Origin of the sequence: Bradyrhizobium commune (assembly GCF_015624505.1) — a bacterium.
Taxonomy (GTDB): Bacteria; Pseudomonadota; Alphaproteobacteria; order Rhizobiales; family Xanthobacteraceae; genus Bradyrhizobium; species Bradyrhizobium commune.
In genome coordinates, this window is sequence record NZ_CP061379.1 from 742100 (window position 1) to 763271 (window position 21172).

Below are 21172 nucleotides of genomic sequence, written 5' to 3' on the forward strand. Positions count from 1 at the left end.
CGGCCACCGGGACCGCATACTTGACGCCCTTCACAGCGACGGCGCGAGTGACGTTTTCAGTAACGCTAGCAGCGCCTGCACCGCGGCCGCGTTGCGCCTGCGCTCGGGGATCGCGGCCTTCACCCACAATTCCGGAATCGGGAAATCGCGCAGCACCGGCTTGAGCGCGCCGTCGCGCAGGGCATCCGCAACGAGATAATGCGAGATCAGCGCGATGCCGTTGCCGGCGATCGCACTGCGCGCCAGCACGTGACCCTCGTTGGACGAGAGCAGCGGGCTGACCTGGATGCTGATGCGGCCGCGGGGCCCGTCGAAGATCCATTCCGGTCCGGTCGGCAGGAAGCTGAGGCAGCGATGCTCGACGAGGTCGCGCGGATGTCTTGGGGTGCCGTGCTTCTTCAAATAGGAAGGCGAGGCGCAGAGCAGCCGTTTCAGTGCGCAGAGCGGCTCGTCGACCACTCCGCCGAAGGAATGCGGAAAGGCGCCGATGGCGATGTCGAATCCTTCCGTGACCGGATCGACCGGGCGGTCGATCAGCACGATATCGAGCTTCAATCGCGGGTTCTGGGTCTGGAATACGCTGAAAGCATCCGCAAGCCGCGCCACCGTCAGCGAGGTCGGCGCCTTGATGCGGAGGTGATCGACCAGGTCGTGGCCTTTCTCGCCCATGCGCGACAGCAAATCGGTGGCATCGGTGACGACGCCCCGGGCGCGATGCACATAGCGCTGGCCGGCGTCGGTCAGCCGCAATTGCCGGGTCGACCGGTGAAACAGCGGCGTGCCGATCCGTGCTTCCAGCTGCGTGACGCGCTTGGCCACGACCGAAGTGGACACATTGAGCTTTCGCGCGGCGGCAGAGAAGCCGGCCGTGTCAGCGGTGGCGAGGAACGCCTGAAGGTTCACCAGAATGTCCATCTCGACCTTTCGCGATTCGCGAAAGCTGATCGCTTATTTTGATGGATTGTAGCCTGCTCTGCGTTAATTCATAGTCGCCGCCAAGCAAGAGATTTCGGGAAGGGACGCGCCATGCGGGCCACGACGATCGAAGAACCGGCACGCCAGGTGCCGCTCTATGGTGAGTATGAAGTCGCAGTCCTCGGCGGCGGCCCCGCCGGCATCGTGGCGGCGGCGTCCGCCGCGCGCGCGGGGCGCAAGACGCTGCTGATCGAGCGCTACGGTTTTCTCGGCGGCATGGGGACGGCAGCAGGCGTCACCAATTTCTGCGGACTGCATGGGAATGTCTACGGTCAGGCCCATCGGCTGGTGCAGGGTATGGCATCTGAGCTGCTGGCGCGAATCGACCGGCTCAACGGTCTCAACGCGCCGCATCTGATCCTCGGCAAGGTCTTTGCCCAGGCCTATGACACCGCGGCCTACAAGATCGCGGCCGACGAGTTGCTCGCCAGTCACAAGGTACATATCCTCTTCCACGCGCTCGGGGCGGGCGTGGTAATGGGCGATAGCGGCCGCATCGACGCGCTGATGGTCGAGACCAAGGCCGGTCGCCAAGCGGTGCGGGCCGAGATCTTCATCGACTGCTCCGGCGACGGCGATCTCGCCGTGTGGGCCGGCGCGCCGTTTGAAATCGGCGACGAGCACGGCCATCCGCTCTACCCGTCGATGATGCTCCGCCTCAACGGCATCGACCCCGAGAAGGCAGGCGATGCCTGGCGCACCATCCCGCAATTGATGGAAAAGGCGCAGGCCGCCGGCACGCACAAGTTTCCGCGGAAAAGCGCGATCGTGCGGCCGCAAAAGTCCGGCATCGAATGGCGGGTGAACTTTACCCAGGTGGCGCGCGAAGACGGTCACGCCATCAACGGCGTCGAGCCCGACGATCTCACCCGCGGCGAGATCGAGGGCCGCAAGCAGGCGCTCGCAGCGTTCGAATTCCTGCGCACTGTCCCGGGCTTTGAAAAGTCCTACATCGTCGACCTCCCGCCGCAGCTCGGCATCCGCGAGACCCGCCGCATCAAGGGTGGCTACCAGCTCAGCGGCGAGGACGTGCTGACTTGCGCCTCGTTCGACGATTCCATTGGCGTCAATGGCTGGCCGATCGAGGCCCATGTTCCCGGCGACGTCGTCTTCACCTTCCCGCCGATCCCGGAATCGCGCGGCTATAACGAATTGCCCTACCGAATGCTGGTGCCCGAGGGCGTTGACAATCTGCTGGTCGCCGGTCGCTGCGCCTCCATGACCCATGAGGGCCAATCGGCCGCGCGGGTTTCCGGTGCCTGTTTCGTGATGGGGGAGGCGGCCGGTTCCGCCGCGGCGCTCGCACTCTCCGGAAACCGGATTCCACGTGAGATCCCCATTGAAAAATTGCAGGAAACGTTGAAACAACAGGGCGCCTTCATCGGACGGGATCAGCCCGTGCCGGAAGGACTGTAACGGACTGCAAACAGCGACGACGGAGGAAACGGGATGATCGGGATTGCGCGGCTCGCAGCTGCCGGCCTGGTGGCGATCATGGCGATGGGCACGGCCCGGGCCGAGGACGCGCTGAAGGCCAAGATCGGCGTGCTCCGCCTGTCGTCCTCCGCGCCCGTCTTCATTGCGCAGGACAAGGGCTATTTCCGCGAGGCCGGCCTCGACGTCGAGCTGAAATTCTTCGATGCGGCGCAGCCGATCGCGGTCGCGACCACCTCGGGCGACGTCGATTTCGGCGTCACCGCGTTCACCGCGGGTCTCTACAATCTCGCCGGCAAGGGCGTGCTGAAGGTGATCGGCGGCATGAGCCGCGAAAAGGCCGGCTATCCCCTGATCGGCTATTTCGCCAGCAACAATGCCTACGCCGCCGGGCTGAAGACGCCGAAGGACCTCGCCGGCAAGCGCATCGCCGTGACGCAGGTTGGTTCGTCCTTCCATTATTCGCTCGGCCTGCTCGCGGACAAATACGGCTTCAGGCTCGCCGACGTGAAGATCGTGCCGCTGCAATCGCTGTCGAATGCGGCCGCCGCGCTGAAGGGTGAGACGGTCGACGCGGCATTGCTGCCGATCTCGACGGCGCGAAAGCTGATGGATGACGGCGGCGCGAAGTTTTTGGGCTGGGTCGGCGACGAGACGCCCTGGCAATTGGGTGCCGTGTTCGCCTCGCCGAAGACGCTGACCAACAAGGTGCTGGTGACAAAATTTCTCGGTGTGCTCGCCAAGGCTGACCGCGAATATCACCACGTCATCCTTGCCGCGATGAAGGACGGTGTCGCGCCGATCAACGAGCAGACAAAACCGCTGCTGGAGATCATCGCCAAATATACGAATCTGCCGGTGGAGCAAGTGGTCGGCAATTGCGCCTATATCGATCCGGACGGCAGGCTGGATGTGAAGAACGTCGACAACCAGATCAAATGGCTGCAAGAGCAGGGCTTTGCCGACAAGGGCTTTGACGCGAATGCGATCATCGCCAAGGACCTTGTGAAGGCGGATTGAGAGTAGAACGCAGCACATGGACCTGATCGCCAACCATATCAGCCACCACTTCGGCGACCTCGCCGTGCTCGACGACATCTCCTTCGCAGTCAGCGCGGGCGAGGTCGTGGCGATCGTGGGGCCGTCGGGCTGCGGCAAGAGCACGCTTCTGTCGATCCTCGGCGGGCTGTTGCAGCCGACCTCGGGCGCGCCTGAGCTGCGCGGCGCGCCGCCGGCGGACAGCCTCAATCCGCTGACCTTCGTGTTCCAGGATTTTGCACTGCTGCCCTGGGCGACGGTGGAGGAGAACGTCGAATTCCCGCTGCTGCATACCCAGCTCTCGGCTGCGCAACGCCGCGCGCTGGTCGACGACGCGCTGCGTCGTACCGGCCTGACCGACTTTCGCGCGACTTACCCAAAGCAGCTCTCCGGCGGGATGCGCCAGCGCGTCGGCATTTCGCGCGCGCTCGCGGTGAAGCCGGCCATTCTCCTGATGGACGAGCCGCTGTCGGCGCTGGATTCGCAGACCCGCGAGCTGCTGATGGAAGATTTCGTCCGCCTGCTGGCCGATGGCGGCATGGGCGCGGTCTATGTCACCCATAATCTCGAAGAGGCCGCGCGGCTCGCGGATCGCATCGTCGTGCTGTCGCGCCGGCCGGGGCGAATCCGCGAGGTCGTGGCCGTGCCGATAACGCGCGCCGAACGCGGCGAGACCGCGGCGCGCGAAGAACTGCTGGCGCTTCAAAATCAGATCTGGTCGCTGATCCGCAACGAGGCGATCGATGCCGAGCGAGAGGTCCAGCATGCTTGATCGCGCGACGACATCCGCAAAGGATGACACGACCCGGCGCGTCCACTTTCGCGGCGCAGGCTTCGTTCCTGCGTCGAGCCGCTTTGGCGGCTGGATCGCGCTCGCCCTCGTCATCGTGATCTGGCAGGCTGCCGGCAGCGCCAGGCTCGTCAATCCGCTGTTCCTGCCGGCGCCATCCGCGATCGTACGGGCGATCTACGAGCTCGCGATGTCGGGCGCGCTCTGGCAGCATCTGTCGGCCTCGCTGCTGCGCATCGGCGTCGGCTGGCTGCTCGGGACGGCGGCCGGCGTCGCCGTCGGTTTTGCGATCGGCCTGTCACGGCTGGCACGCAGCGTCGGCATCACCTTCATCTCGGCGCTGTTCCCGATCCCGAAGATCGCGCTGCTCCCGCTGTTGATCCTCTGGCTCGGCATCGGTGAAGAGCCGAAGATCGCGACCATTGCGCTCGGCGTCTTCTTTTCGACCGCGATCTCGGTCTATAGCGGCGTCGACGCGGTGCCGCGCAATCTCATCCGCATGGCGCAAAGTTTCAACGTCCCGTTCGCCACCATCGTGCGCAAGGTGATCTGGCCGGGCGCGCTGCCCGCGATCCTCGCCGGCTTCCGTATCACGGCGTCGGTCGCGCTTCTGCTCGTCGTCAGTGCCGAGATGATCGGCGCGCAATACGGCATCGGCGCCTTCGTGCTGCAGGCCGGCAATCTGATGCAGACGGATCAGCTGCTCGCGGGCGTGGTGATCCTGTCGGTGTTCGGGCTTGTGGTGGGGAAGGTGATCAATCTCCTCGAGACCAAGCTGTTGCACTGGCGATAGCCGCAATCCGCGCTGCCGTAGGGTGGGCAAAGCGAAGCGTGTCCACCAATTCTTGCAATCCTCGCGGAGGCGTGGTGGGCACGGCGCGTTGCGCCTTTGTCCACCCTACGAGACCGGTGACTGTCACGCGTTCCCGCGATCCTCGCGAAACAGATCCAGCTTTTGCTGCACCGGCCGATCCGAGAAGCTGAACAGCACGGCATCCTCATCCGTCTCGTGCGTCACCCATTGCCAGCTCGGCACCACGAACAGATCGCGCGGGCCCCATTCGAAAACGGCATCGCCGATGTGGCTGCGGCCACGGCCTTCGATCGGACAGAACACCGTCGCGTCGGTCGCGCGATAGCGCGCGGTCTTGAAGCCCTTGGGCAGCAGCTGGATGAAGGTCCCGATGGTCGGCATCGCAAAATCGCCGGTCTCGGGGTTGCTGAATTTCAGCTTCAGCCCGTGGCAGGCGTCCCACTCCCGGCTCGTGCGAGCCTTCTCCAGCGCCTCGCGGGTGTAGGCATAGGGATAGCTGAAGATCGGCGAGGTTTTTGAGCTTCGCTTCACGTCGACTGGAAGCAAATTGTGGCCGTAGCGCGCGAAGCTGTCGCCGGCGGGCTTGGTGATCTTCTGCTGGTCTTCCGTCGAGCCTTCCGCAAAGGAGCAGTCGAAGAACTGAACCAGCGGAATGTCGAGGCCGTCGAGCCAGAACATCGGTTCACTCGTTTCGTTCGAATGATCGTGCCAGGTCATCGACGGCGTGATGATGAAGTCGCCGGGCTCCATCGCAGTGCGTTCGCCGTCCACGGCCGTGTGCGCGCCCTTGCCTTCGAGCACGAAGCGCAGTGCCGACTGGCTGTGGCGATGCGCGGGCGCGACGTCGCCCGGCACCACCATCTGCACGCCGGCATAGAGCGAGGTCGTGATCTTGGATTGTCCGCGCAGACCGGGGTTCTCGAGCACGAGCACGCGCCGCTCGGCCTCTTTGGCGGTGATGAGCCTGCCGGCCTCGGTCATGTAGTCGCGGATGGTGTCGAACTTCCAGAGGTGCGGCCGGCAGGCGCTCTTCGGCTCCGGCGTGATCAGATCGCTCATCACCGTCCACAGCGCAGTGAGATTCTCGCCGTCGATCTTCCTGTAAAACGCCTCGCGTTCCGGCGTCTTGGTCACGGCTTCCATGGCGCGCCTCCCTGTGGTTCTTTTGCCAATTGACAGTATACTTACAGTCTAGGTAGCGTCAACGTGACGAACGCCGTACAAGGACAAGAAACCGAGAGGGAGGTCTCGATGAAGCTGCACGGCTATTTCCGCTCCAGCGCCGCTTACCGCGTGCGGATTGCACTGAACCTCAAAGGCCTTGCCGCCGAGCACCTGCCCCATCATCTTCGCAAGGGCGAACAATGCGCGCCCGCCTATCTCGCCATCAACCCGCAAGGCCTGGTGCCGGCGTTAGAGAATGATGCGGGTGCGGTGCTGACCCAATCGGTCGCCATCATCGAATGGCTGGAAGAGACCCATCCCAATCCGCCGCTGCTGCCGAAGGATCCTTTGCAGCGTGCCAAGGTGCGGGCGTTCGCGATGGCGATCGCCTGCGACACCCACCCGGTGCAGAATCTGAAGGTGCTGGCGCGCCTGCGCGAGCTTGGCCTGCCCGAGGAGAAGGTTCAGGACTGGGCGGCCTGGGTCAACCGCGAGGGGCTGTCGGCCTGCGAGACGCTGATCAAGGACGAGAGGGGGCCGTTCTGCTTCGGGGGCACACCGACGCTCGCCGATCTCTGCATTGTACCACAGCTTGCCAACGCCCGCCGGTTCGGCGTCGATGTGTCGGCCTATCCGCGGCTGCTCACGGCGGAAGCCGCCGCGAAGGCATTGCCCGCCTTCGCCAACGCCGTACCGGAGAAGCAGCCCGATGCCGAGTAAGCCTCTCCCTCCGATCACGATGGACGCGGTCTACGCCGCGCCGGGATATCTGTTCCGGCGCATGCAGCAGATCGCGGTCTCGATCTTCATGGAGGAGTGCAAGGCGTTCGATCTCACACCGGTGCAATATGCCGCGCTGATCGCGATCCACACCCATCCCGGCATTGACGCGACGCGGCTGTCCGCTGTGATCGCCTTCGACCGCTCCACGCTCGGCAGCGTGATCGAGCGGCTCCAGGCCAAGGACTATATCGAGCGCAAGCCCGCACCCGAGGACAAGCGAATCAAGCTGCTTTATTTGACCAAGTCGGGCACCGCGATCCTGCGCGAGATCATTCCGGCCGTCGAGGGTGCGCAGGCGCGCATGCTGGAGCCGCTGAAGCCCACTGAGCGCAAGGCACTGATGAGTTTGTTGGTGCAGCTCGTCGATCTCAACAACGAGGCCTCACGCGTGCCGCTGCGGGCCGAGGACGCGCTGGAGCACCTGGGCAAGGCGGGGTGAGGGCAGCCCTCACATCCGCAACAACGCCTGCCGATCAATCTTCCCCGTACCCGTCTTCGGCAGCTCGTCAATAAAAATCACCTCGCGCGGATATTTGTAGGGCAAGAGTTTGCCCTTCACATAATCCTGGAGTCGCCGCGTCGCCTCGTTCTGGTCGGCGGCGCGGTTGTTCATCACCACCACGGCCTTCAGCGTCATGCGGCGATCCGGCAGCTCCGCGGCGAACACCGCGCATTCCCGGATGTCGGGATGGTCGGCGAGGCACAGCTCGACCTCGAGCGGGTAGACCCACTGCCCGGAGATCTTGATGAGATCATCGGCGCGGCCGCGGAAGAAATGAAAACCGTCGCTGTCGCGGACGAAGCGGTCGCCGGTGTAGATCCACCCATCCTCGCGGATGGTTTCGGCGGATTTGTCCGGCCGGTTCCAGTACAGCGGCGTGTTGGAATCGCCGCGCACCCACAAAATGCCTTCCTCGTTGTCGCCGACCTCGCTTCCGTCCTTGTCGCGCAGGGTGACCTCGTAGCCGGGCACGCGCAGGCCTGCGGCGCCGAGCTTCTTCTGTTCGGGGCGGTTGGAGAGATAGATGTGCAGCACCTCGGTCGAGCCGAGACCTTCGACGATCTCGAGGCCGGTGAGCGCCTTCCAGCCGTTGAAGACTTCGGCCGACAGGACTTCGGCTGCCGAGAGCGCCATGCGCAGCGACGAGAAGTCGGTCTTGTCCGCCCCCTCGGCCTTGGTCAGCGACGTGTAGAGCGTCGGCAGGCCGAAGAAGACCGTCGGCTTGTACTGCTCGATGGCAGCAAAGATCGCCGCAGGTTTGGGTTGGCCCGGCAGCAACAGCGTGGCTGCGCCCGCCGAGAACGGAAAGGTGACGGAATTGCCAAAGCCGTAGGCGAAGAAGATTTTTGGCACCGAAAAGCAGATGTCGTCCGGCGTCAGCTTCAGCACGTTCCGCGCAAAGGCAATCTCGCTATAGGCCATGTCGTGCTGGAGATGCACGATGCCCTTGGGCCGGCCGGTCGAGCCGGACGAGTACATCCAGAACGCCATCTCGTCGCGATGCGTATCGGCTTCGACCAGCTCAATCGGGAATTGCGCGAGCCAGCTTGCAGCGGCCAGCGCCTGCGGCGCAGCATGGTCGCCGACCTCGCCGTTGACGACGATCAGCGTGCGCAGGCTCGTGTCCTTGCACGCCTCCGCATTGAAGCGCGCGCAGAACTCGGACTCGGCGACCGCAACACGCGCGCCGGAATCGGCGAGATAGAATTGCAGTAGATCCGGTGGCGTCAGCGTGTTGATCAGGAGCGGCACGAAGCCGGCACGCACCGCGCCGAAGAAGGCGGCCGGATAGGCCGGCGTGTCGTCGAGGAACAGCAGCACGCGGTCGCCGCGCTTCAGGCCGAGCGAGGCAAAGCCGTTGCCCCAGCGGCCGGCCTCGGCACAGAGCTCGGCATAGGTCCGCGTGCCCGCAGGCCCGATCAGCGCGAGCTTGTCGCCGCGGCCGCTGGCGAGATTGTCGAACAGCACACGGCTGGCGTTGTAGACTTGCGGAACGGCAAAGCCGATCTCACGGGCGCCGGCGCTATCGGCGGGCACCCGGTCGCGAATCTCGTTGCTCATTCAGCGTCTCCGCCTGCCGCATCCCCGTCGTTCTTCGCGGCCTCGTAGCGCGCCATGAAGGCCGGTGACATCGCGCGCAGCCGTGAATCGTCGATGCGGCCGGAGCGGGTGACGTAGCTATAGGCAAAATCCAGCAGGCCGAGCTGCATGTGCTGGGCAAAATGCTCGTACCAGAAGGCCGAGGTGCGCGCGGCATTGACGAGCTTCTGCACGATCGGCTTTCGCGCGGCCTGGTAGCGATGCAGCGCCGTCGTCAGATGCGCATCCGATTCCAGCGCCTTGACCAGTGCGATCGCGTCCTCGATCGCGAGCCGCGTACCCGAGCCGATCGAGAAATGCGCCGAGTGCAGCGCGTCGCCGATCAGCACCATGTTCTTGAACGACCAGTGCTCGTTCCAGACCCAGGGAAAATTGCGCCAGACCGACTTGTTGGAGACGAGGCAATGGCCGCCGAGCGTGTCGGCAAACACTTCCTCGCAAATACCCTTGGACTGTTCGACATCCTTATAGGCGAAGCCATAGGCCTGCCAGGTGGCGTGGTCGCATTCGACCAGGAAGGTGCTCATGTTCGGCGAATAGCGATAGTGGTGCGCATTGAAGGCGCCGCGGTCGGTCTTCACGAAGGTCTGCGACAGCGTGTCGAAACGCTTGGACGTGCCGTACCAGACGAATTTGTTGGAGGAGTACGACAGCGAGGTACCAAAATCGCCCTCGTAAGCGCGGCGCACCAGCGAGTTCAGCCCGTCGGCGGCGACGATGAGGTCGTGGCCGTTGAGCTGGTCGATGGCATGAATTGGCGTGTCGAAGCGCGGCGTGACGCCGGCGTCGAGCGCGCGCTGCTGGAGGAACTGCAACAGCTCGAGCCGGCCGATCGAGGAGAAGCCGACACCATCGAGCGCGACGCTGTCGCCGTGCAGGCTGAGCGTGATGTTCTCCCAGCTCTCCATATGCGGCGCGATCGCGTCGACCGTCTCGGGGTCGTCGGCGCGCAGGAACTCCAGCGCCTGATCGGAGAACACCACGCCAAAGCCCCAGGTCGCGTCGGCCGGGTTCTGTTCGAACAGGTCGACTTGATCCTCGGGATGACGCTTCTTCCAGAGATAGGCGAAGTAGAGCCCACCGGGCCCCCCGCCAATCACGGCGATCCGCAACGTCTGCCTCCCTAATTGACAGTATACTTACTATCTAGGGGTAGACTAATGGGCTCCGGCCTGTCGCGCCAGCGGAATTATCGGCTAGGCGAGGCGCGCCGAAGCTCAACTTCGGACACGCGCTGTCCACGCGTCCGAACCCGTCAGCTGCAAATCATAGCCAAATGAGGCCGGGTTGACCACAAGCGCGTCAGACGCAGCGCTTCACCCAGACCCCGTTGACCAGCACGGTGGTGCAGCGGACCGCCGGTACGGGCCTGCGGACCGCGACGGCGCCGTTCGGTCCGGCGCACCCGGCGCGGTAGACGCCGCGGGCGCACACCACCGCATTAGCATCGGTGGTCTCAAACGTCATGGTCGCCGCAAAGGCGACGAGTGCAGAAGCGATCAGTAGCATCGAGCGCATGTTGTCCTCCCGGTCTTGTGGTGATCGAAATCGGATATAGGCAAAGGTTGGTCGCGCCAGGCGCGCGAAAATTCATTCACGCGCCGCGCGTCATTGTCGCGCAGTCGTTATCGCGCGGCGAACGGCGCGAGCACGTCCTTGCAGCCGGGCGACAGCGACGCGGCATTGCTGGCGATGCATTGCACGATGCGGCCGCCGCCGGGCTCGACGCCGGCGCAGAGTGTGCGGATATCTGCGCCGCAGGCCGACCGGACGATGAACAACTCCTCGCGCGGCCGCAGCGGGCGCAGAACGATCACGGCAGGCGCGGCTGCCGGCGCTGCCGCAGGAGCCGCGCCTGCGGGCGCTGCTGCGGTGCCGCCGCCGGACGCCGCATTCACGGCCTTCGCACAGGCGGCCGACACCTTCGCCTTGTTCTTCTCCAGACATTCGAGCGCGGGCGCGCCGCCCGGCGGCACACTGGCGCAGACCTTTGGATAGTCGGAGCGGCAGGCGCTCTTGATCGCGGAGACCTGTGCGCTGCTCGGCTTCTTTGGCGCGGCCGCTTTCGGAGCGGCTTCGGCGGCCGGCTTCGCCGCGGGCTCGGCGGCCGGCGCAGCTTCGGTCTTTGCCGGTTCAGATTTGGCGGGCGCCGCCTCTGTCTTCGGAGCCGCCGCCGGCTCAACCGCGCGAACTGCGGTCTGGCATCCCGACGACAGGCTCGACATGTGGCTCTGGAGACATTGATACGCTTCCATGCCGCCGGGCGTCACGCTCGAGCAGTGCGCCATGAAGTCCGAGCGGCACGCGGACCGGATCGCATTCTTTTGAGCCTCGGTCGGCGCTTGCGCGAATGCACTTGTTGCAGTTGCGAAGAGCGCAGCGGCGAGCAACGCGCTTCGCGTCGAAACGTGTTTCAACGTGTTAAACATCTGACCGATTTCCTGCCCTGTCGGTAATGCCGACGTTTATTAAATGTGATGCAAGCTTAATCATCGCGAGTGTGATGCCTCGCGAGCGGTATCTTTGGCCGCTTTGACCACTCCCGCAAGTAGATAATACCTGCGGAATTGCGACGTAACTACGTCGTCAGAGCTTGACCATGCGCTTGCCGCGGTTCTCGCCGGCGAGCAATCCGATCAGCGCCTTCGGCGTGTTCTGCAATCCGTCGATGATGTCCTCCTGCACCTTCAGCTTGCCGGATTTCACCCAGGCCTGGAGCTCGGCGAGCGCGCGCTGGCTCTCCTTCATGTAGTCCATCACGATGAAGCCCTGCACGACGAGCCGTTTCACCACGATCAGGCCGGGCACGCCGCGCGGGCCATGCGCCGATGGCGCGCCGTCATATTGCGAGATTGCACCGCAGCAGGCGATACGGCCGTAATTGTTCATCTGTGGCAGGCAGGCTTCGAGAATGTCACCGCCGACATTGTCGAAGTAGACGTCGATGCCCTTTGACGCGGCGGCGCGCAGCGCCTTGAACACCGCGCCGTCCTTGTAGTCGACGGCTGCATCGAAGCCGAGCTCGGAGGTCAGCCAGTGGCATTTGTCGGCGCCGCCGGCGATGCCGATCACACGGCATCCCTTGATTTTCGCGATCTGTCCGACGATCGAGCCGACCGAGCCCGCGGCGGCCGAGACCACGACCGTCTCGCCTTCCCGGGGCTTGCCGACCTCCAGCAGGCCGAAATAGGCGGTGAGGCCGGCGATGCCGAACACGCTGAGCAGATGCGTCATCGGCTCGAGCTTCGGCATTTTCGTCAAATGCTTTGCGGCGACTGCTGCAAACTCCTGCCAGCCGGTGTCGCCGAACACGATGTCGCCGGCAGCCAACCCCGGTGCCTTCGAGCTGACGACCTCGGCGATGCCGCCGCCGGCCATCACGCTGTTGGCTTCGACCGCGGAGCGATATGTCGCGCCGTGCATCCAGGCCCGGTTGGCGGCGTCGAGCGAGATGTATCGCACGCGCAGCAAGGCCTCGCCGTCCTTCGGCTCCGGCATCGCGCCCTCGACCATCTTGAAGTGTTCGGGGCCGAGCTTGCCGCTGGGCTTTTCCACCAGAAGAATTTGGTGATTGATCTGTCCACTCATGGCGTTCCCCTTGTTGATTGTTTGACGATTATTGATGCAGCTGCCGCAAACAAAACGTGCAAGTCGCATTCGTTGTGCGCTGCATGAAGGCTAGATCGCCGTCCTCGGTTTCGCAACGGGAACATCCGGTCGCCGCGACCACGCGCCAAGCGTGTTGCGTCCTTGTCATATCTGCGACATCATGAAGCGGCCGGTGTCGTGGGGGTCTTTCAATGTCGAACAGGTTTACGCAATACATTTTGGGCGCGATGGTGCTGGGCATCATCATGGGCTCGGCGATCTTCAACTTTCTGCCCGATACGCGGGGAGATTGGGCCTCGTCCATCAACCTGATCGCGGTGATCTTCCTCCGCCTGATCAAGATGATCATTGCGCCCCTGGTGTTCGCGACCCTGGTCGGCGGCATTGCCCATATGGGTTCGGGCTCCAAGCTCGGCCGCATCTTCGCCAAGACCATGGGCTGGTTCGTCAGCGCCTCCTTTATCTCGCTGATGCTCGGCCTCGTGATGGTCAATCTGCTCCAGCCCGGTGCCAACTTCCCCGGCACGTTGCCTGACAAGGCGCAGTCGACCGGCCTGCCGGTCTCGGCCTTCTCGATCGAGAAATTCCTCACCCATCTGATCCCGACCTCGATCGCGGACGCGATGGCGCAAAACGAGATCCTCCAGATCGTGATCTTTGCGGTGTTCTTCTCGGTGGCGATGGGCGCATTGCCCGAGCGCTCCAAGCAGATCCTGTCGCTGATCGACGATCTCGGCCACATCATGCTGAAGGTGACGAGCTATGTGATGCTGTTCGCGCCGTTCGCGGTGTGGGCCGCCATCACCGCCACCGTCGCCAAGAACGGCCTGCTGGTGCTGTGGAAGCTCATCGTGTTCATGGGCGGCTTCTATCTCTCGCTCTTCATCCTCTGGGGCATCCTGGTGGTCGTCGGTTTCGTCGTGATCGGACCGCGCTACAGCCATCTCCTGAGGCTGATCCGCGAGCCGCTGATGATCGCGTTCTCCACGGCGAGCTCGGAAGCGGCCTATCCGAAGACGCTGGAGGGGCTGAACAAGTTCGGCGCCTCGTCGCGGATCTCGAGCTTCGTGCTGCCGCTCGGCTATTCCTTCAATCTCGACGGCACGATGATGTACTGCACGTTCGCCAGCATCTTCATTGCGCAGACCTATCACATCGAGATGTCGCTCTCGACCCAGCTCGCGATGCTCGCGACCCTGATGATCACCTCGAAGGGCGTCGCCGGCGTGCCGCGCGCCTCCCTGGTCGTGATTGCCTCGACACTGTCGCAGTTCGGCATCCCCGAGGCCGGCCTGCTCATGATCATGGGCATCGACACCTTCCTCGACATGGGCCGCAGCGCCACCAACGTGATCGGCAATACGCTGGCGACCTCGGTCGTGGCGAAGTGGGAAGGCGAGCTTGGGCCCGAGCATGCGATGGGACCGAGCGATGCCGTGCCGGGCGATATGGTGCCCGGCGAAGTGCCTGCAATGGCCGGCCACTGACGGGAGTGCGTCATGCGCCCTTTGACGGCGATTTCGGGCGGCCTGTTGCTGGCAGCGTGCCTGCTGGCAACCGGCGCCTCCGCCCAGACCGGCGGCAGCGAAGGGCTTAGCCCGACGCTGTCAGCCATCAAGGCCGCCCACACCGTGCGGCTCGGCTATCGCGAGAGCTCGCCGCCGTTCTCCTTCCTCGACCAGGCCAACCGCCCGATCGGGTACAGCCTCGAATTGTGCGAGGCCGTCGTCGAGGAGATCGGCGTCGAGGTCGACGATCCCAATCTCAAGATCGATTACGTCAAGGTCACCTCGGACGATCGCATCGACGCGGTGCTTCAGAACAAGATCGATCTGGAATGCGGCTCGACCACGGCCAATGCCGAGCGCGGCAAGCGCGTCGCGTTCTCGCCCCTGATGTTCGTCGCCGGCACCAAGCTGATGGTGCCGAAGGCCTCCAGCGTGCAGGCGCTGGTCGATCTGAAGGGCAAGACCGTCGTGGTGACGAAGGGCACCACCAACGAGCAGGCGATCCAGGCGGCCGACAAGAAGTCGTCGCTGGGGCTGAACATCGTGGTCGGCGCCGATCACGAGCAATCGTTCCAGATGCTCGCCGATGGCAAGGCCGACGCGTTCGCGACCGACGACATCCTGCTCTCGGGCCTGATCGTCCGCCACAAGGCGCAGGACAAGTTCCGCGTCACCGGCGATTATCTGTCCTACGATCCCTACGGCATCATGTTCCGCAAGGGCGAGCCGCAGCTCTCGGCCGTGGTCGAGCGCACCTTCCGCAAGCTCGGCTCCAACCACGACCTGGTGCCGCTCTACAACAAATGGTTCATCGCCCGCCTGCCCACTGGCGAACGGATGAATGTGCCGATCTCGTTGCAATTGGAAGAAGCCTTCAAGGCAATGGACGATTCCGCGAGCGCGAATAATTAGTGACCTCGCTTCCCCTCCCCTGGAGGGGAAGCGTATTTGAGTGCGCTGTCTCTGCGGCACATCCTTCGAGACGCCCGCCTTTAGCGGGCCCTCAGGATGAGGACGGAGAGCGCGGCTGCGCAGTGTCAATAACACCGATGCGGTTAGCCTCATCCTGAGGAGACCGCGAAGCGGTCGTCTCGAAGGACGAGGCGCTTGCTCAGGCCCCGCCGCTCTCCCCAAACACCCGATTCAGCGCCGCGTCATACGTCGCCTGCACCAACTGCGGATGCAGCTTCGCCAGCGCCTCCATCATCACGCCGGAATTGATCTCGAGCACGCGCCAGGTGCCGTCCACGCGCACCACGTCGATTGACGCAAAGGCAATGCCGATCGAACTCGCGGCATCGATCGCGAGCTTCACGCAAGTCCTGCGAACCTCGCCGTCCTCGAGCAGCACCGGCTTTGCACCGGCGTCGAGATTGTGCCGCCAATCCGAGCCACGCTGCTTGCTGTAGACGACGAGGGGCACGTTATCGAGCAGGATCACACGGACCTCGTTCTCGATCTCGACATAGGGCGAGATCACGAGCCCGCTGCTCATCGAAAAGACCTCGCCGGCCGCGTGGTTGAGCTCGGCCTCAGTCGTCACCTTGAATACCGAGCGCCCCGATGTCCCCTCGTTCGGCTTGACCACCACGCCTTGCGGATTGTCGCGAAGCAGCCCGAGCATTGTCTCTCGCCAGGCGGCGCCGACAACTTTCTCGCCTAGCTTAGGATTGAGGAAGAGGTGATGGGCGATGCACGGCACATCTGCCAATCCAAGCGCCTCGGCGGTGGCCGATTTGTCGTTGGCGAGGCGATGCGCGATCGCGCTGTTGAGGCCGATGTCGTAGCCGAAGGCGAAGCGGCGCGTCTCGCCCCTGCGCATCGCGATCAGCCAGCCGCCGGCACGGACATCGACCGTAATGTCATGGCGTGCGCAATAGCGCCTGATCGCCTGGGCGAAGGTCCGCTCGTGAATGGGCATGCGTCGTGTCGGTCCATGGCGTCGAAAGCCGCAAAAATGCGGGAAACGGCGCCAAACAGGGGTGAAAATCAGAGCTATTGTTAATGAAATTCTCGCGAGCGCGCTGGAAATTAAGTGCTGTGATCGAGCCTTGGAGGGAAAAGAAATTGCCCGCCCGGCGCCCCGCGCAGCAGATCCGTTAATGATGCGGCCAGTTCCGCCGCAAATGCCGGTTTGATCGGCATCAATTGCATCCCAAACGAGGTTGATTATTGGCCGATATCGCGTAGATCACACGCGAAATCCTCCGCCATGACAAATGGTGTTCGCCCCGCTTTCGGGGGCCGGGCAACGCTTTGTCCTGAAACCGCAGCTATTCGGAATATCGAAAACCATGAGCGCGTTCTACCGAGAGAAGGTCCTTTCCGTCCACCACTGGACCGACACGCTGTTCAGCTTCCGCGCCACGCGCGACACCGGCTTCCGCTTCCAGAACGGCCAGTTCGCCATGATCGGCCTCGAGGTCGATGGCCGGCCGCTGCTGCGCGCCTACAGCATGGCGAGCGCCAATCACGAGGAAGAGCTCGAATTCTTCTCGATCAAGGTTCAGGACGGCCCGCTCACCTCGCGCCTCCAGAAGATCAAGGAAGGCGACACCATCCTGGTGGGCCGAAAGGCGACCGGCACGCTGATCACCGACAACCTGATTCCCGGCAAGCGGCTGATGCTGCTCTCGACCGGCACCGGGCTGGCGCCGTTTGCGAGCCTGATCAAGGACCCCGACGTCTACGACCGGTTCGAGACAATCGTGCTGGTTCACGGCTGCCGCCAGGTCTCCGAGCTCGCCTATGGCGAGAAGCTCGTCGCCAATTTGCGCGAGGACGAGCTGTTCGGGGAACTGCTCGCTGACAAGCTGATCTATTATCCGACCGTGACCCGCGAGCCGTTCAAGAATCGCGGCCGCATCACCGACCTCATCAACTCGGAGCAGATCTTCAACGACATCGGCCAGGGCCCGCTCGATATCGCGACTGACCGCGTGATGATGTGCGGCAGCCCGGCGATGCTGGAAGAGCTGAAGGTGATGTTCGAGAGCCGCGGTTTCGCCGAGGGCGCGGGCAACAAGCCCGGTCATTTCGTGATCGAGAAGGCGTTCGTCGAGCGCTGATCGGCGCTCGGCAGACTTCCTGCGTCCTGGACCAGCGGAGCGCTGATCCAGAACCCATTACCCCAGGCGGCTGCCATCTTGCCTTAGACGCACGCCAACCACCATCCTCACCATCCTCCCGCGATCTTGCTATTGGCAGCGCTTGCGCGGGCGCTGCCATAAGCTCGCGCCAATGCGAGCTCCACGGTCACCGATTTGTCATTTCATTGAATCTATTGCTGTTTGGATCTGTTGCACTGCAACAGTGCGCGCCCGATGGATTGATTTGCGGCGTGCGAATTCGGTAGCCTGATGACCAAGCCGCGTCATATCCATAGACGGGGCGCGGGCGTATCGTACCCCGTCATTCTGACGAGAGGGATGTGGTTGTGGCCGACGATAACAAGACACAAGCTTCGACCGAGGGTCTCATGGAAACCCTGCTGCTTCCATTTTCGCCGCGCTTCATCATCCTGACGATCTGCGCGGTCGTCACCGCGCTTCTGATCGGCATCGGCATCGCCGACCGCAAGATCTTCGACATCCTGCTGATCCCGATCGTCATCTTCGGCGCGCTGACGCTGCTTGGCGTCCGCGATCTCATGCAGAAAGGCCACGCGGTGCTGCGCAACTATCCGATCTCGGCGCATATCCGCTTCCTGCTCGAAGAGATTCGCCCGGAGATGCGACAGTACTTTTTCGAGAGCGAGAAGGACGGCATGCCGTTCTCGCGCGACATCCGCGCGGTGGTCTACCAGCGAGCCAAGATGCAGCTCGACAAGCGTCCGTTCGGCACCCAGGAGGACGTCTACCACGAAGGTTACGAGTGGATGCATCATTCGGTGGCGCCGAAAGCGCATGCCGAGGAGAAGTTTCGCGTCACCATCGGCGGGCCGGATTGTGCAAAACCCTATTCGGCCTCGGTGTTCAACATCTCGGCGATGAGCTTTGGCGCGCTCAGCCCGAACGCCGTGCGTGCGCTCAATGCCGGCGCGAAGAAGGGCGGCTTTGCCCACGACACCGGCGAGGGCGGCTTCAGCCCCTATCACCGCGAGATGGGCGGCGACGTCATCTGGGAGATCGGCTCCGGCTATTTCGGCTGCCGACATCTCGACGGCACCTTCGACCCCGAAGCGTTCGCGCGCGTCGCCGGCCAGGACCAGATCAAGATGGTCGAGCTCAAGATCAGCCAGGGCGCCAAGCCCGGCCATGGCGGCGTGCTGCCGGCTGCAAAGGTCTCGGAGGAGATTTCAAAGATCCGCGGCGTTGCGATGGGCGAGGACTGCATCTCGCCGGCTTCACACCGCGCCTTCTCGACGCCTGTCGGCATGATGCAGTTCATCGCCGAGATGCGACGACTCTCCGGCGGCAAGCCGACCGGCTTCAAGCTCTGCATTGGCCATCCCTGGGAGTTTCTCGCGATCTGCAAGGCGATGCTGGAGACCGGCATCTATCCGGACTTCATCGTCGTCGACGGCAATGAAGGCGGCACCGGTGCAGCGCCGCTGGAGTTCATGGATCATCTGGGCATGCCGATGCGCGAGGGCGTGAACTTCGTTCACAATGCGCTGATCGGCATCAATGCGCGCGACCGCATCAAGCTCGGCGCCTCCGGCAAGATAGCGACCGCCTTCGACATGGCGCGTGCGATGGCGATCGGCGCCGACTGGTGCAACTCGGCGCGCGGCTTCATGTTCTCGCTCGGCTGCATCCAGTCGCTGAGCTGCCACACCGACCGCTGCCCAACCGGGGTGGCAACCCAGGATCCGACGCGCGCGCGTGCGCTCTACGTGCCGCTCAAGATCGATCGCGTACATAATTATCACCATGCCACGCTGCACTCGCTGACCGAGCTGATTGCTGCGGCCGGTCTCGAACATCCGCAGGAGCTACGTCCGATTCACTTCAGCCAACGGACGTCGACGACGAAGGTGCAATCCTTTGCGCAGCTCTATCCGGCGCTGCGGCCGGGGGAACTGCTCGAAGGCACCGAAGATCCGCGGTTCCGCGACGCCTGGCGGATGGCGCGGACGGATACATTCCAGCCGGCGCCGTGAAGCGCCGGTCCACCGAATGATACCACCAAGCCGTGTGGTCGTGAAAATTGCAGGGAACAGGAGCGTGCTTTAACGTCTGTGTCAGCTTCGGGTGTAAATTGGCCCCATGGACGAGCGACGCGACAAAGCCAGGCACCGCGTGCTGAAAGCCGGAACCATCGAGTTCGGCGGCGGCGCGATCGACTGCACCGTCCGCAATTTCTCCGATACCGGCGCGGCGCTCGACGTCACGAGCCCGGTCGGCATCCCCGACCAGTTCACCCTGTCGATCAAGGCCGACGGAGCGCATCTGCCCTGCACGGTGGTTTGGCGCAAGGAGAAGCGGATCGGCGTGAGGTTCGGGTGAGCGCCTGGCGCAAGCTCGCGCAACAAATTCCGGTGTCGTCCCGGCGAAGGCCGGGACCCATACTGCGTGATTTATCGATAGCGCGCAGGTCGTGGTACCGCGCAACTACCAGTCTTAGCCAAAACTCAATTTGGTGGCCATGGATCCCGGCCTTCGCCGGGACGACGGTGGAGAGTTGAGTGGGCTCACAACTCATCCCGTCTCGACTTCACCCAGCCGGCTCGCCAAAATCTTGTCGATCCGTCGCCCATCGAGATCGACCACCTCGATATGCCAGCCGCCGAGGTCGAAGGCGTCGCCGACATTGGGCAGCACGTTGAACTGTTGCAGCACCAGGCCCGCCACCGTGTTGTAGCGATGATGCGGCGGCAGCTCGACGCCGAGCAGGTCGCCGAACTCGTCGACCGGCATCCAGCCGGAGATCAGCAGTGAGGAGTCCGCGCGCCTGACATAGGCCGGCTCCGGCGGGCCTTCCTCGGAATGGAAGGCGCCGACAATCGATTCCAGGATATCGGCGGCCGTGACCACGCCTTCGAACGCGCCGTATTCGTCGTGCACCAGACCGATGTGCACCGGCGCGGCCTTGAGGATCGCGAGCACGTCGCGCGCGTCGGCGGAGGCCGGGATGATCGGCGTCTCGCGCACCAGCGCGCGCAGATCGGGCGTGCGCTCGCGCATATAGGCAACGAGCAAATCCTTGGCCTGAAGCACGCCGATCGGCTTGTCGCGATCGCCGTCCGAAACAGGAAAGCGCGAATGCGGGCTGTTCGCGATCAGCGCCTGGATCGTCTCCTGATTGTCGCCAAGGTCGATCTCGTCAACTTCAGTGCGCGGCGTCATCACCGCGCCGACCGGCCGGTCGCCGAGCCGCATCACGCCGGCGATCATCTCCTTCTCGCCGGGCTCGAGCACACCGGCATTTTCAGCCTCGGTGACGAGGTGATGGATTTCGTCCTCCGACACCTTCTCCTCGGACTTGCCGCCATGGCCGAGCAGGGTGAGGATCAGCCTGCCGGAGAGATCGAGCAGAAACACCAGCGGCAGCGATATCTTCGCGAGCAAGTGCATTGCCGGCGCGACCTTCACCGCAATGCTTTCGGGGTCGCGCAGCGCCACCTGCTTCGGCACCAGCTCGCCGACGATCAGGGTCGCATAGGTGATGAGGGTGACGACGATGCCGACGCCGACGATGTCGGCAATGCCGGTGGAGAGACCGAGCTCGGCCAGCCATTGTGTCAGCCGCTGTCCGAGCGTCGCGCCGGAGAATGCGCCCGAGAGCACGCCGACCAGCGTGATGCCGATCTGCACCGTCGAGAGAAACTTTCCGGGATCGGAGGCCAGCATCAGCGCGCGCTCGGCGCCGCGCACGCCCTTGGCGGCAAGCAAAGACAGCCGCGCAGGGCGAGACGAGACCACGGCGAGCTCCGACATGGACAGCAGGCCGTTGATGACGATCAGGACGACGACGACGATGAGTTCGACCGAGAGCATTGATGGTCCGCAGTA

Annotated in this window: 20 protein-coding genes; 11 read left to right on the top strand and 9 right to left on the bottom strand. The window is 63.8% G+C overall.

From position 1 onward, the window contains the following. Positions 1 to 30 precede the first annotated feature (30 nt). Positions 31 to 915, bottom strand: a complete 885-nt coding sequence (locus IC761_RS03520; RefSeq protein ID WP_195801915.1) for a LysR family transcriptional regulator — start codon at positions 913 to 915, stop codon at positions 31 to 33. A gap of 111 nt (positions 916 to 1026) precedes the next feature. On the opposite strand from IC761_RS03520, the gene IC761_RS03525 reads away from it, so the two are divergent. Genes IC761_RS03525 through IC761_RS03540 form a run of 4 tightly spaced genes read left to right on the top strand, consistent with a single transcriptional unit; the run spans position 1027 to position 5030 of the window. After that, positions 1027 to 2391, top strand: a complete 1365-nt coding sequence (locus tag IC761_RS03525) for an FAD-dependent oxidoreductase (RefSeq protein ID WP_195801916.1) — start codon at positions 1027 to 1029, stop codon at positions 2389 to 2391. A 33-nt stretch (positions 2392 to 2424) separates the two neighbouring features. Next, positions 2425 to 3429 (top strand): ABC transporter substrate-binding protein, encoded by a 1005-nt coding sequence (locus IC761_RS03530; RefSeq protein WP_195801917.1) that lies wholly within the window; start codon positions 2425 to 2427, stop codon positions 3427 to 3429. A 16-nt stretch (positions 3430 to 3445) separates the two neighbouring features. Then, positions 3446 to 4219 carry an ABC transporter ATP-binding protein gene (locus IC761_RS03535; RefSeq protein WP_195801918.1) on the top strand — a complete coding sequence of 258 codons (774 nt, stop codon included), beginning with the start codon at positions 3446 to 3448 and terminating at the stop codon, positions 4217 to 4219. Next, a complete protein-coding gene (locus IC761_RS03540; RefSeq protein WP_195801919.1) occupies positions 4212 to 5030 on the top strand; it encodes an ABC transporter permease in 819 nt (272 codons plus the stop codon). Before IC761_RS03535 ends, IC761_RS03540 begins: the two co-directional genes overlap by 8 nt. 123 nt (positions 5031 to 5153) lie before the next feature. Here the strand turns inward: IC761_RS03540 and gtdA are convergent, their stop codons facing one another. Beyond that, a complete protein-coding gene (gene gtdA, locus IC761_RS03545) occupies positions 5154 to 6194 on the bottom strand; it encodes a gentisate 1,2-dioxygenase (RefSeq protein ID WP_195801920.1) in 1041 nt (346 codons plus the stop codon). A 108-nt stretch (positions 6195 to 6302) separates the two neighbouring features. Between gtdA and maiA the strand changes: the two genes are divergently transcribed. After that, positions 6303 to 6935, top strand: a complete 633-nt coding sequence (gene maiA, locus IC761_RS03550; RefSeq protein WP_195801921.1) for a maleylacetoacetate isomerase — start codon at positions 6303 to 6305, stop codon at positions 6933 to 6935. Then, a complete protein-coding gene (locus IC761_RS03555; RefSeq protein WP_195801922.1) occupies positions 6925 to 7437 on the top strand; it encodes a MarR family winged helix-turn-helix transcriptional regulator in 513 nt (170 codons plus the stop codon). Before maiA ends, IC761_RS03555 begins: the two co-directional genes overlap by 11 nt. A gap of 9 nt (positions 7438 to 7446) precedes the next feature. Here the strand turns inward: IC761_RS03555 and IC761_RS03560 are convergent, their stop codons facing one another. From IC761_RS03560 to IC761_RS03580, 5 genes are all read right to left on the bottom strand, one after another. Continuing rightward, positions 7447 to 9060, bottom strand: coding sequence for a benzoate-CoA ligase family protein (locus IC761_RS03560; protein WP_195801923.1), 1614 nt, complete (start codon positions 9058 to 9060; stop codon positions 7447 to 7449). Then, positions 9057 to 10211, bottom strand: coding sequence for an FAD-dependent monooxygenase (locus tag IC761_RS03565; protein WP_195801924.1), 1155 nt, complete (start codon positions 10209 to 10211; stop codon positions 9057 to 9059). The genes IC761_RS03560 and IC761_RS03565 overlap by 4 nt, the downstream gene beginning before the upstream one ends. A 190-nt stretch (positions 10212 to 10401) precedes the next feature. After that, positions 10402 to 10617: a hypothetical protein gene (locus tag IC761_RS03570; protein ID WP_195801925.1), complete on the bottom strand. Its 216-nt coding sequence runs from the start codon at positions 10615 to 10617 to the stop codon at positions 10402 to 10404. Between the two features lie 107 nt (positions 10618 to 10724). Further along, the gene (locus IC761_RS03575; RefSeq protein ID WP_195801926.1) at positions 10725 to 11528 is read right to left on the bottom strand and encodes a cysteine rich repeat-containing protein; all 804 of its coding nucleotides are present in this window, start codon (positions 11526 to 11528) and stop codon (positions 10725 to 10727) included. Between the two features lie 157 nt (positions 11529 to 11685). After that, positions 11686 to 12687 carry an NADP-dependent oxidoreductase gene (locus IC761_RS03580; protein ID WP_195801927.1) on the bottom strand — a complete coding sequence of 334 codons (1002 nt, stop codon included), beginning with the start codon at positions 12685 to 12687 and terminating at the stop codon, positions 11686 to 11688. A gap of 212 nt (positions 12688 to 12899) precedes the next feature. On the opposite strand from IC761_RS03580, the gene IC761_RS03585 reads away from it, so the two are divergent. Both IC761_RS03585 and IC761_RS03590 read left to right on the top strand, forming a co-directional pair. After that, positions 12900 to 14195, top strand: coding sequence for a dicarboxylate/amino acid:cation symporter (locus tag IC761_RS03585; protein WP_195801928.1), 1296 nt, complete (start codon positions 12900 to 12902; stop codon positions 14193 to 14195). A gap of 12 nt (positions 14196 to 14207) precedes the next feature. Further along, complete coding sequence (locus tag IC761_RS03590; RefSeq protein ID WP_195801929.1) at positions 14208 to 15128, top strand: amino acid ABC transporter substrate-binding protein; 921 nt, start codon at positions 14208 to 14210, stop codon at positions 15126 to 15128. A gap of 199 nt (positions 15129 to 15327) precedes the next feature. Here IC761_RS03590 and IC761_RS03595 read toward each other — a convergent pair whose 3' ends face one another. Next, positions 15328 to 16137 (bottom strand): ATP-grasp domain-containing protein, encoded by an 810-nt coding sequence (locus IC761_RS03595; RefSeq protein ID WP_195801930.1) that lies wholly within the window; start codon positions 16135 to 16137, stop codon positions 15328 to 15330. A gap of 373 nt (positions 16138 to 16510) precedes the next feature. Between IC761_RS03595 and IC761_RS03600 the strand changes: the two genes are divergently transcribed. The 3 genes from IC761_RS03600 (at position 16511) to IC761_RS03610 (ending at position 19666) form a co-directional block, all read left to right on the top strand. After that, complete coding sequence (locus IC761_RS03600) at positions 16511 to 17284, top strand: ferredoxin--NADP reductase (protein ID WP_195801931.1); 774 nt, start codon at positions 16511 to 16513, stop codon at positions 17282 to 17284. A gap of 410 nt (positions 17285 to 17694) precedes the next feature. Beyond that, positions 17695 to 19320, top strand: a complete 1626-nt coding sequence (locus IC761_RS03605; RefSeq protein WP_195804541.1) for an FMN-binding glutamate synthase family protein — start codon at positions 17695 to 17697, stop codon at positions 19318 to 19320. Positions 19321 to 19426: 106 nt separating this feature from the next. Continuing rightward, positions 19427 to 19666 (top strand): PilZ domain-containing protein, encoded by a 240-nt coding sequence (locus IC761_RS03610; RefSeq protein ID WP_195801932.1) that lies wholly within the window; start codon positions 19427 to 19429, stop codon positions 19664 to 19666. A 192-nt stretch (positions 19667 to 19858) separates the two neighbouring features. On the opposite strand, the gene IC761_RS03615 is transcribed toward IC761_RS03610, so the two are convergent. Beyond that, complete coding sequence (locus IC761_RS03615; RefSeq protein WP_195801933.1) at positions 19859 to 21157, bottom strand: hemolysin family protein; 1299 nt, start codon at positions 21155 to 21157, stop codon at positions 19859 to 19861. Between the last annotated feature and the right edge of the window lie 15 nt (positions 21158 to 21172).

Coding starts and splice junctions, on each gene's coding strand:
- IC761_RS03520 (WP_195801915.1), bottom strand. CDS start 915: ATGGACATTCTGGTGAACCTTCAGGCGTTCCTCGCCACCGCTGACACG.
- IC761_RS03525 (WP_195801916.1), top strand. CDS start 1,027: ATGCGGGCCACGACGATCGAAGAACCGGCACGCCAGGTGCCGCTCTAT.
- IC761_RS03530 (WP_195801917.1), top strand. CDS start 2,425: ATGATCGGGATTGCGCGGCTCGCAGCTGCCGGCCTGGTGGCGATCATG.
- IC761_RS03535 (WP_195801918.1), top strand. CDS start 3,446: ATGGACCTGATCGCCAACCATATCAGCCACCACTTCGGCGACCTCGCC.
- IC761_RS03540 (WP_195801919.1), top strand. CDS start 4,212: ATGCTTGATCGCGCGACGACATCCGCAAAGGATGACACGACCCGGCGC.
- gtdA (WP_195801920.1), bottom strand. CDS start 6,194: ATGGAAGCCGTGACCAAGACGCCGGAACGCGAGGCGTTTTACAGGAAG.
- maiA (WP_195801921.1), top strand. CDS start 6,303: ATGAAGCTGCACGGCTATTTCCGCTCCAGCGCCGCTTACCGCGTGCGG.
- IC761_RS03555 (WP_195801922.1), top strand. CDS start 6,925: ATGCCGAGTAAGCCTCTCCCTCCGATCACGATGGACGCGGTCTACGCC.
- IC761_RS03560 (WP_195801923.1), bottom strand. CDS start 9,060: ATGAGCAACGAGATTCGCGACCGGGTGCCCGCCGATAGCGCCGGCGCC.
- IC761_RS03570 (WP_195801925.1), bottom strand. CDS start 10,617: ATGCGCTCGATGCTACTGATCGCTTCTGCACTCGTCGCCTTTGCGGCG.
- IC761_RS03575 (WP_195801926.1), bottom strand. CDS start 11,528: ATGTTTAACACGTTGAAACACGTTTCGACGCGAAGCGCGTTGCTCGCC.
- IC761_RS03580 (WP_195801927.1), bottom strand. CDS start 12,687: ATGAGTGGACAGATCAATCACCAAATTCTTCTGGTGGAAAAGCCCAGC.
- IC761_RS03585 (WP_195801928.1), top strand. CDS start 12,900: ATGTCGAACAGGTTTACGCAATACATTTTGGGCGCGATGGTGCTGGGC.
- IC761_RS03590 (WP_195801929.1), top strand. CDS start 14,208: ATGCGCCCTTTGACGGCGATTTCGGGCGGCCTGTTGCTGGCAGCGTGC.
- IC761_RS03595 (WP_195801930.1), bottom strand. CDS start 16,137: ATGCCCATTCACGAGCGGACCTTCGCCCAGGCGATCAGGCGCTATTGC.
- IC761_RS03600 (WP_195801931.1), top strand. CDS start 16,511: ATGAGCGCGTTCTACCGAGAGAAGGTCCTTTCCGTCCACCACTGGACC.
- IC761_RS03605 (WP_195804541.1), top strand. CDS start 17,695: ATGGAAACCCTGCTGCTTCCATTTTCGCCGCGCTTCATCATCCTGACG.
- IC761_RS03610 (WP_195801932.1), top strand. CDS start 19,427: ATGGACGAGCGACGCGACAAAGCCAGGCACCGCGTGCTGAAAGCCGGA.
- IC761_RS03615 (WP_195801933.1), bottom strand. CDS start 21,157: ATGCTCTCGGTCGAACTCATCGTCGTCGTCGTCCTGATCGTCATCAAC.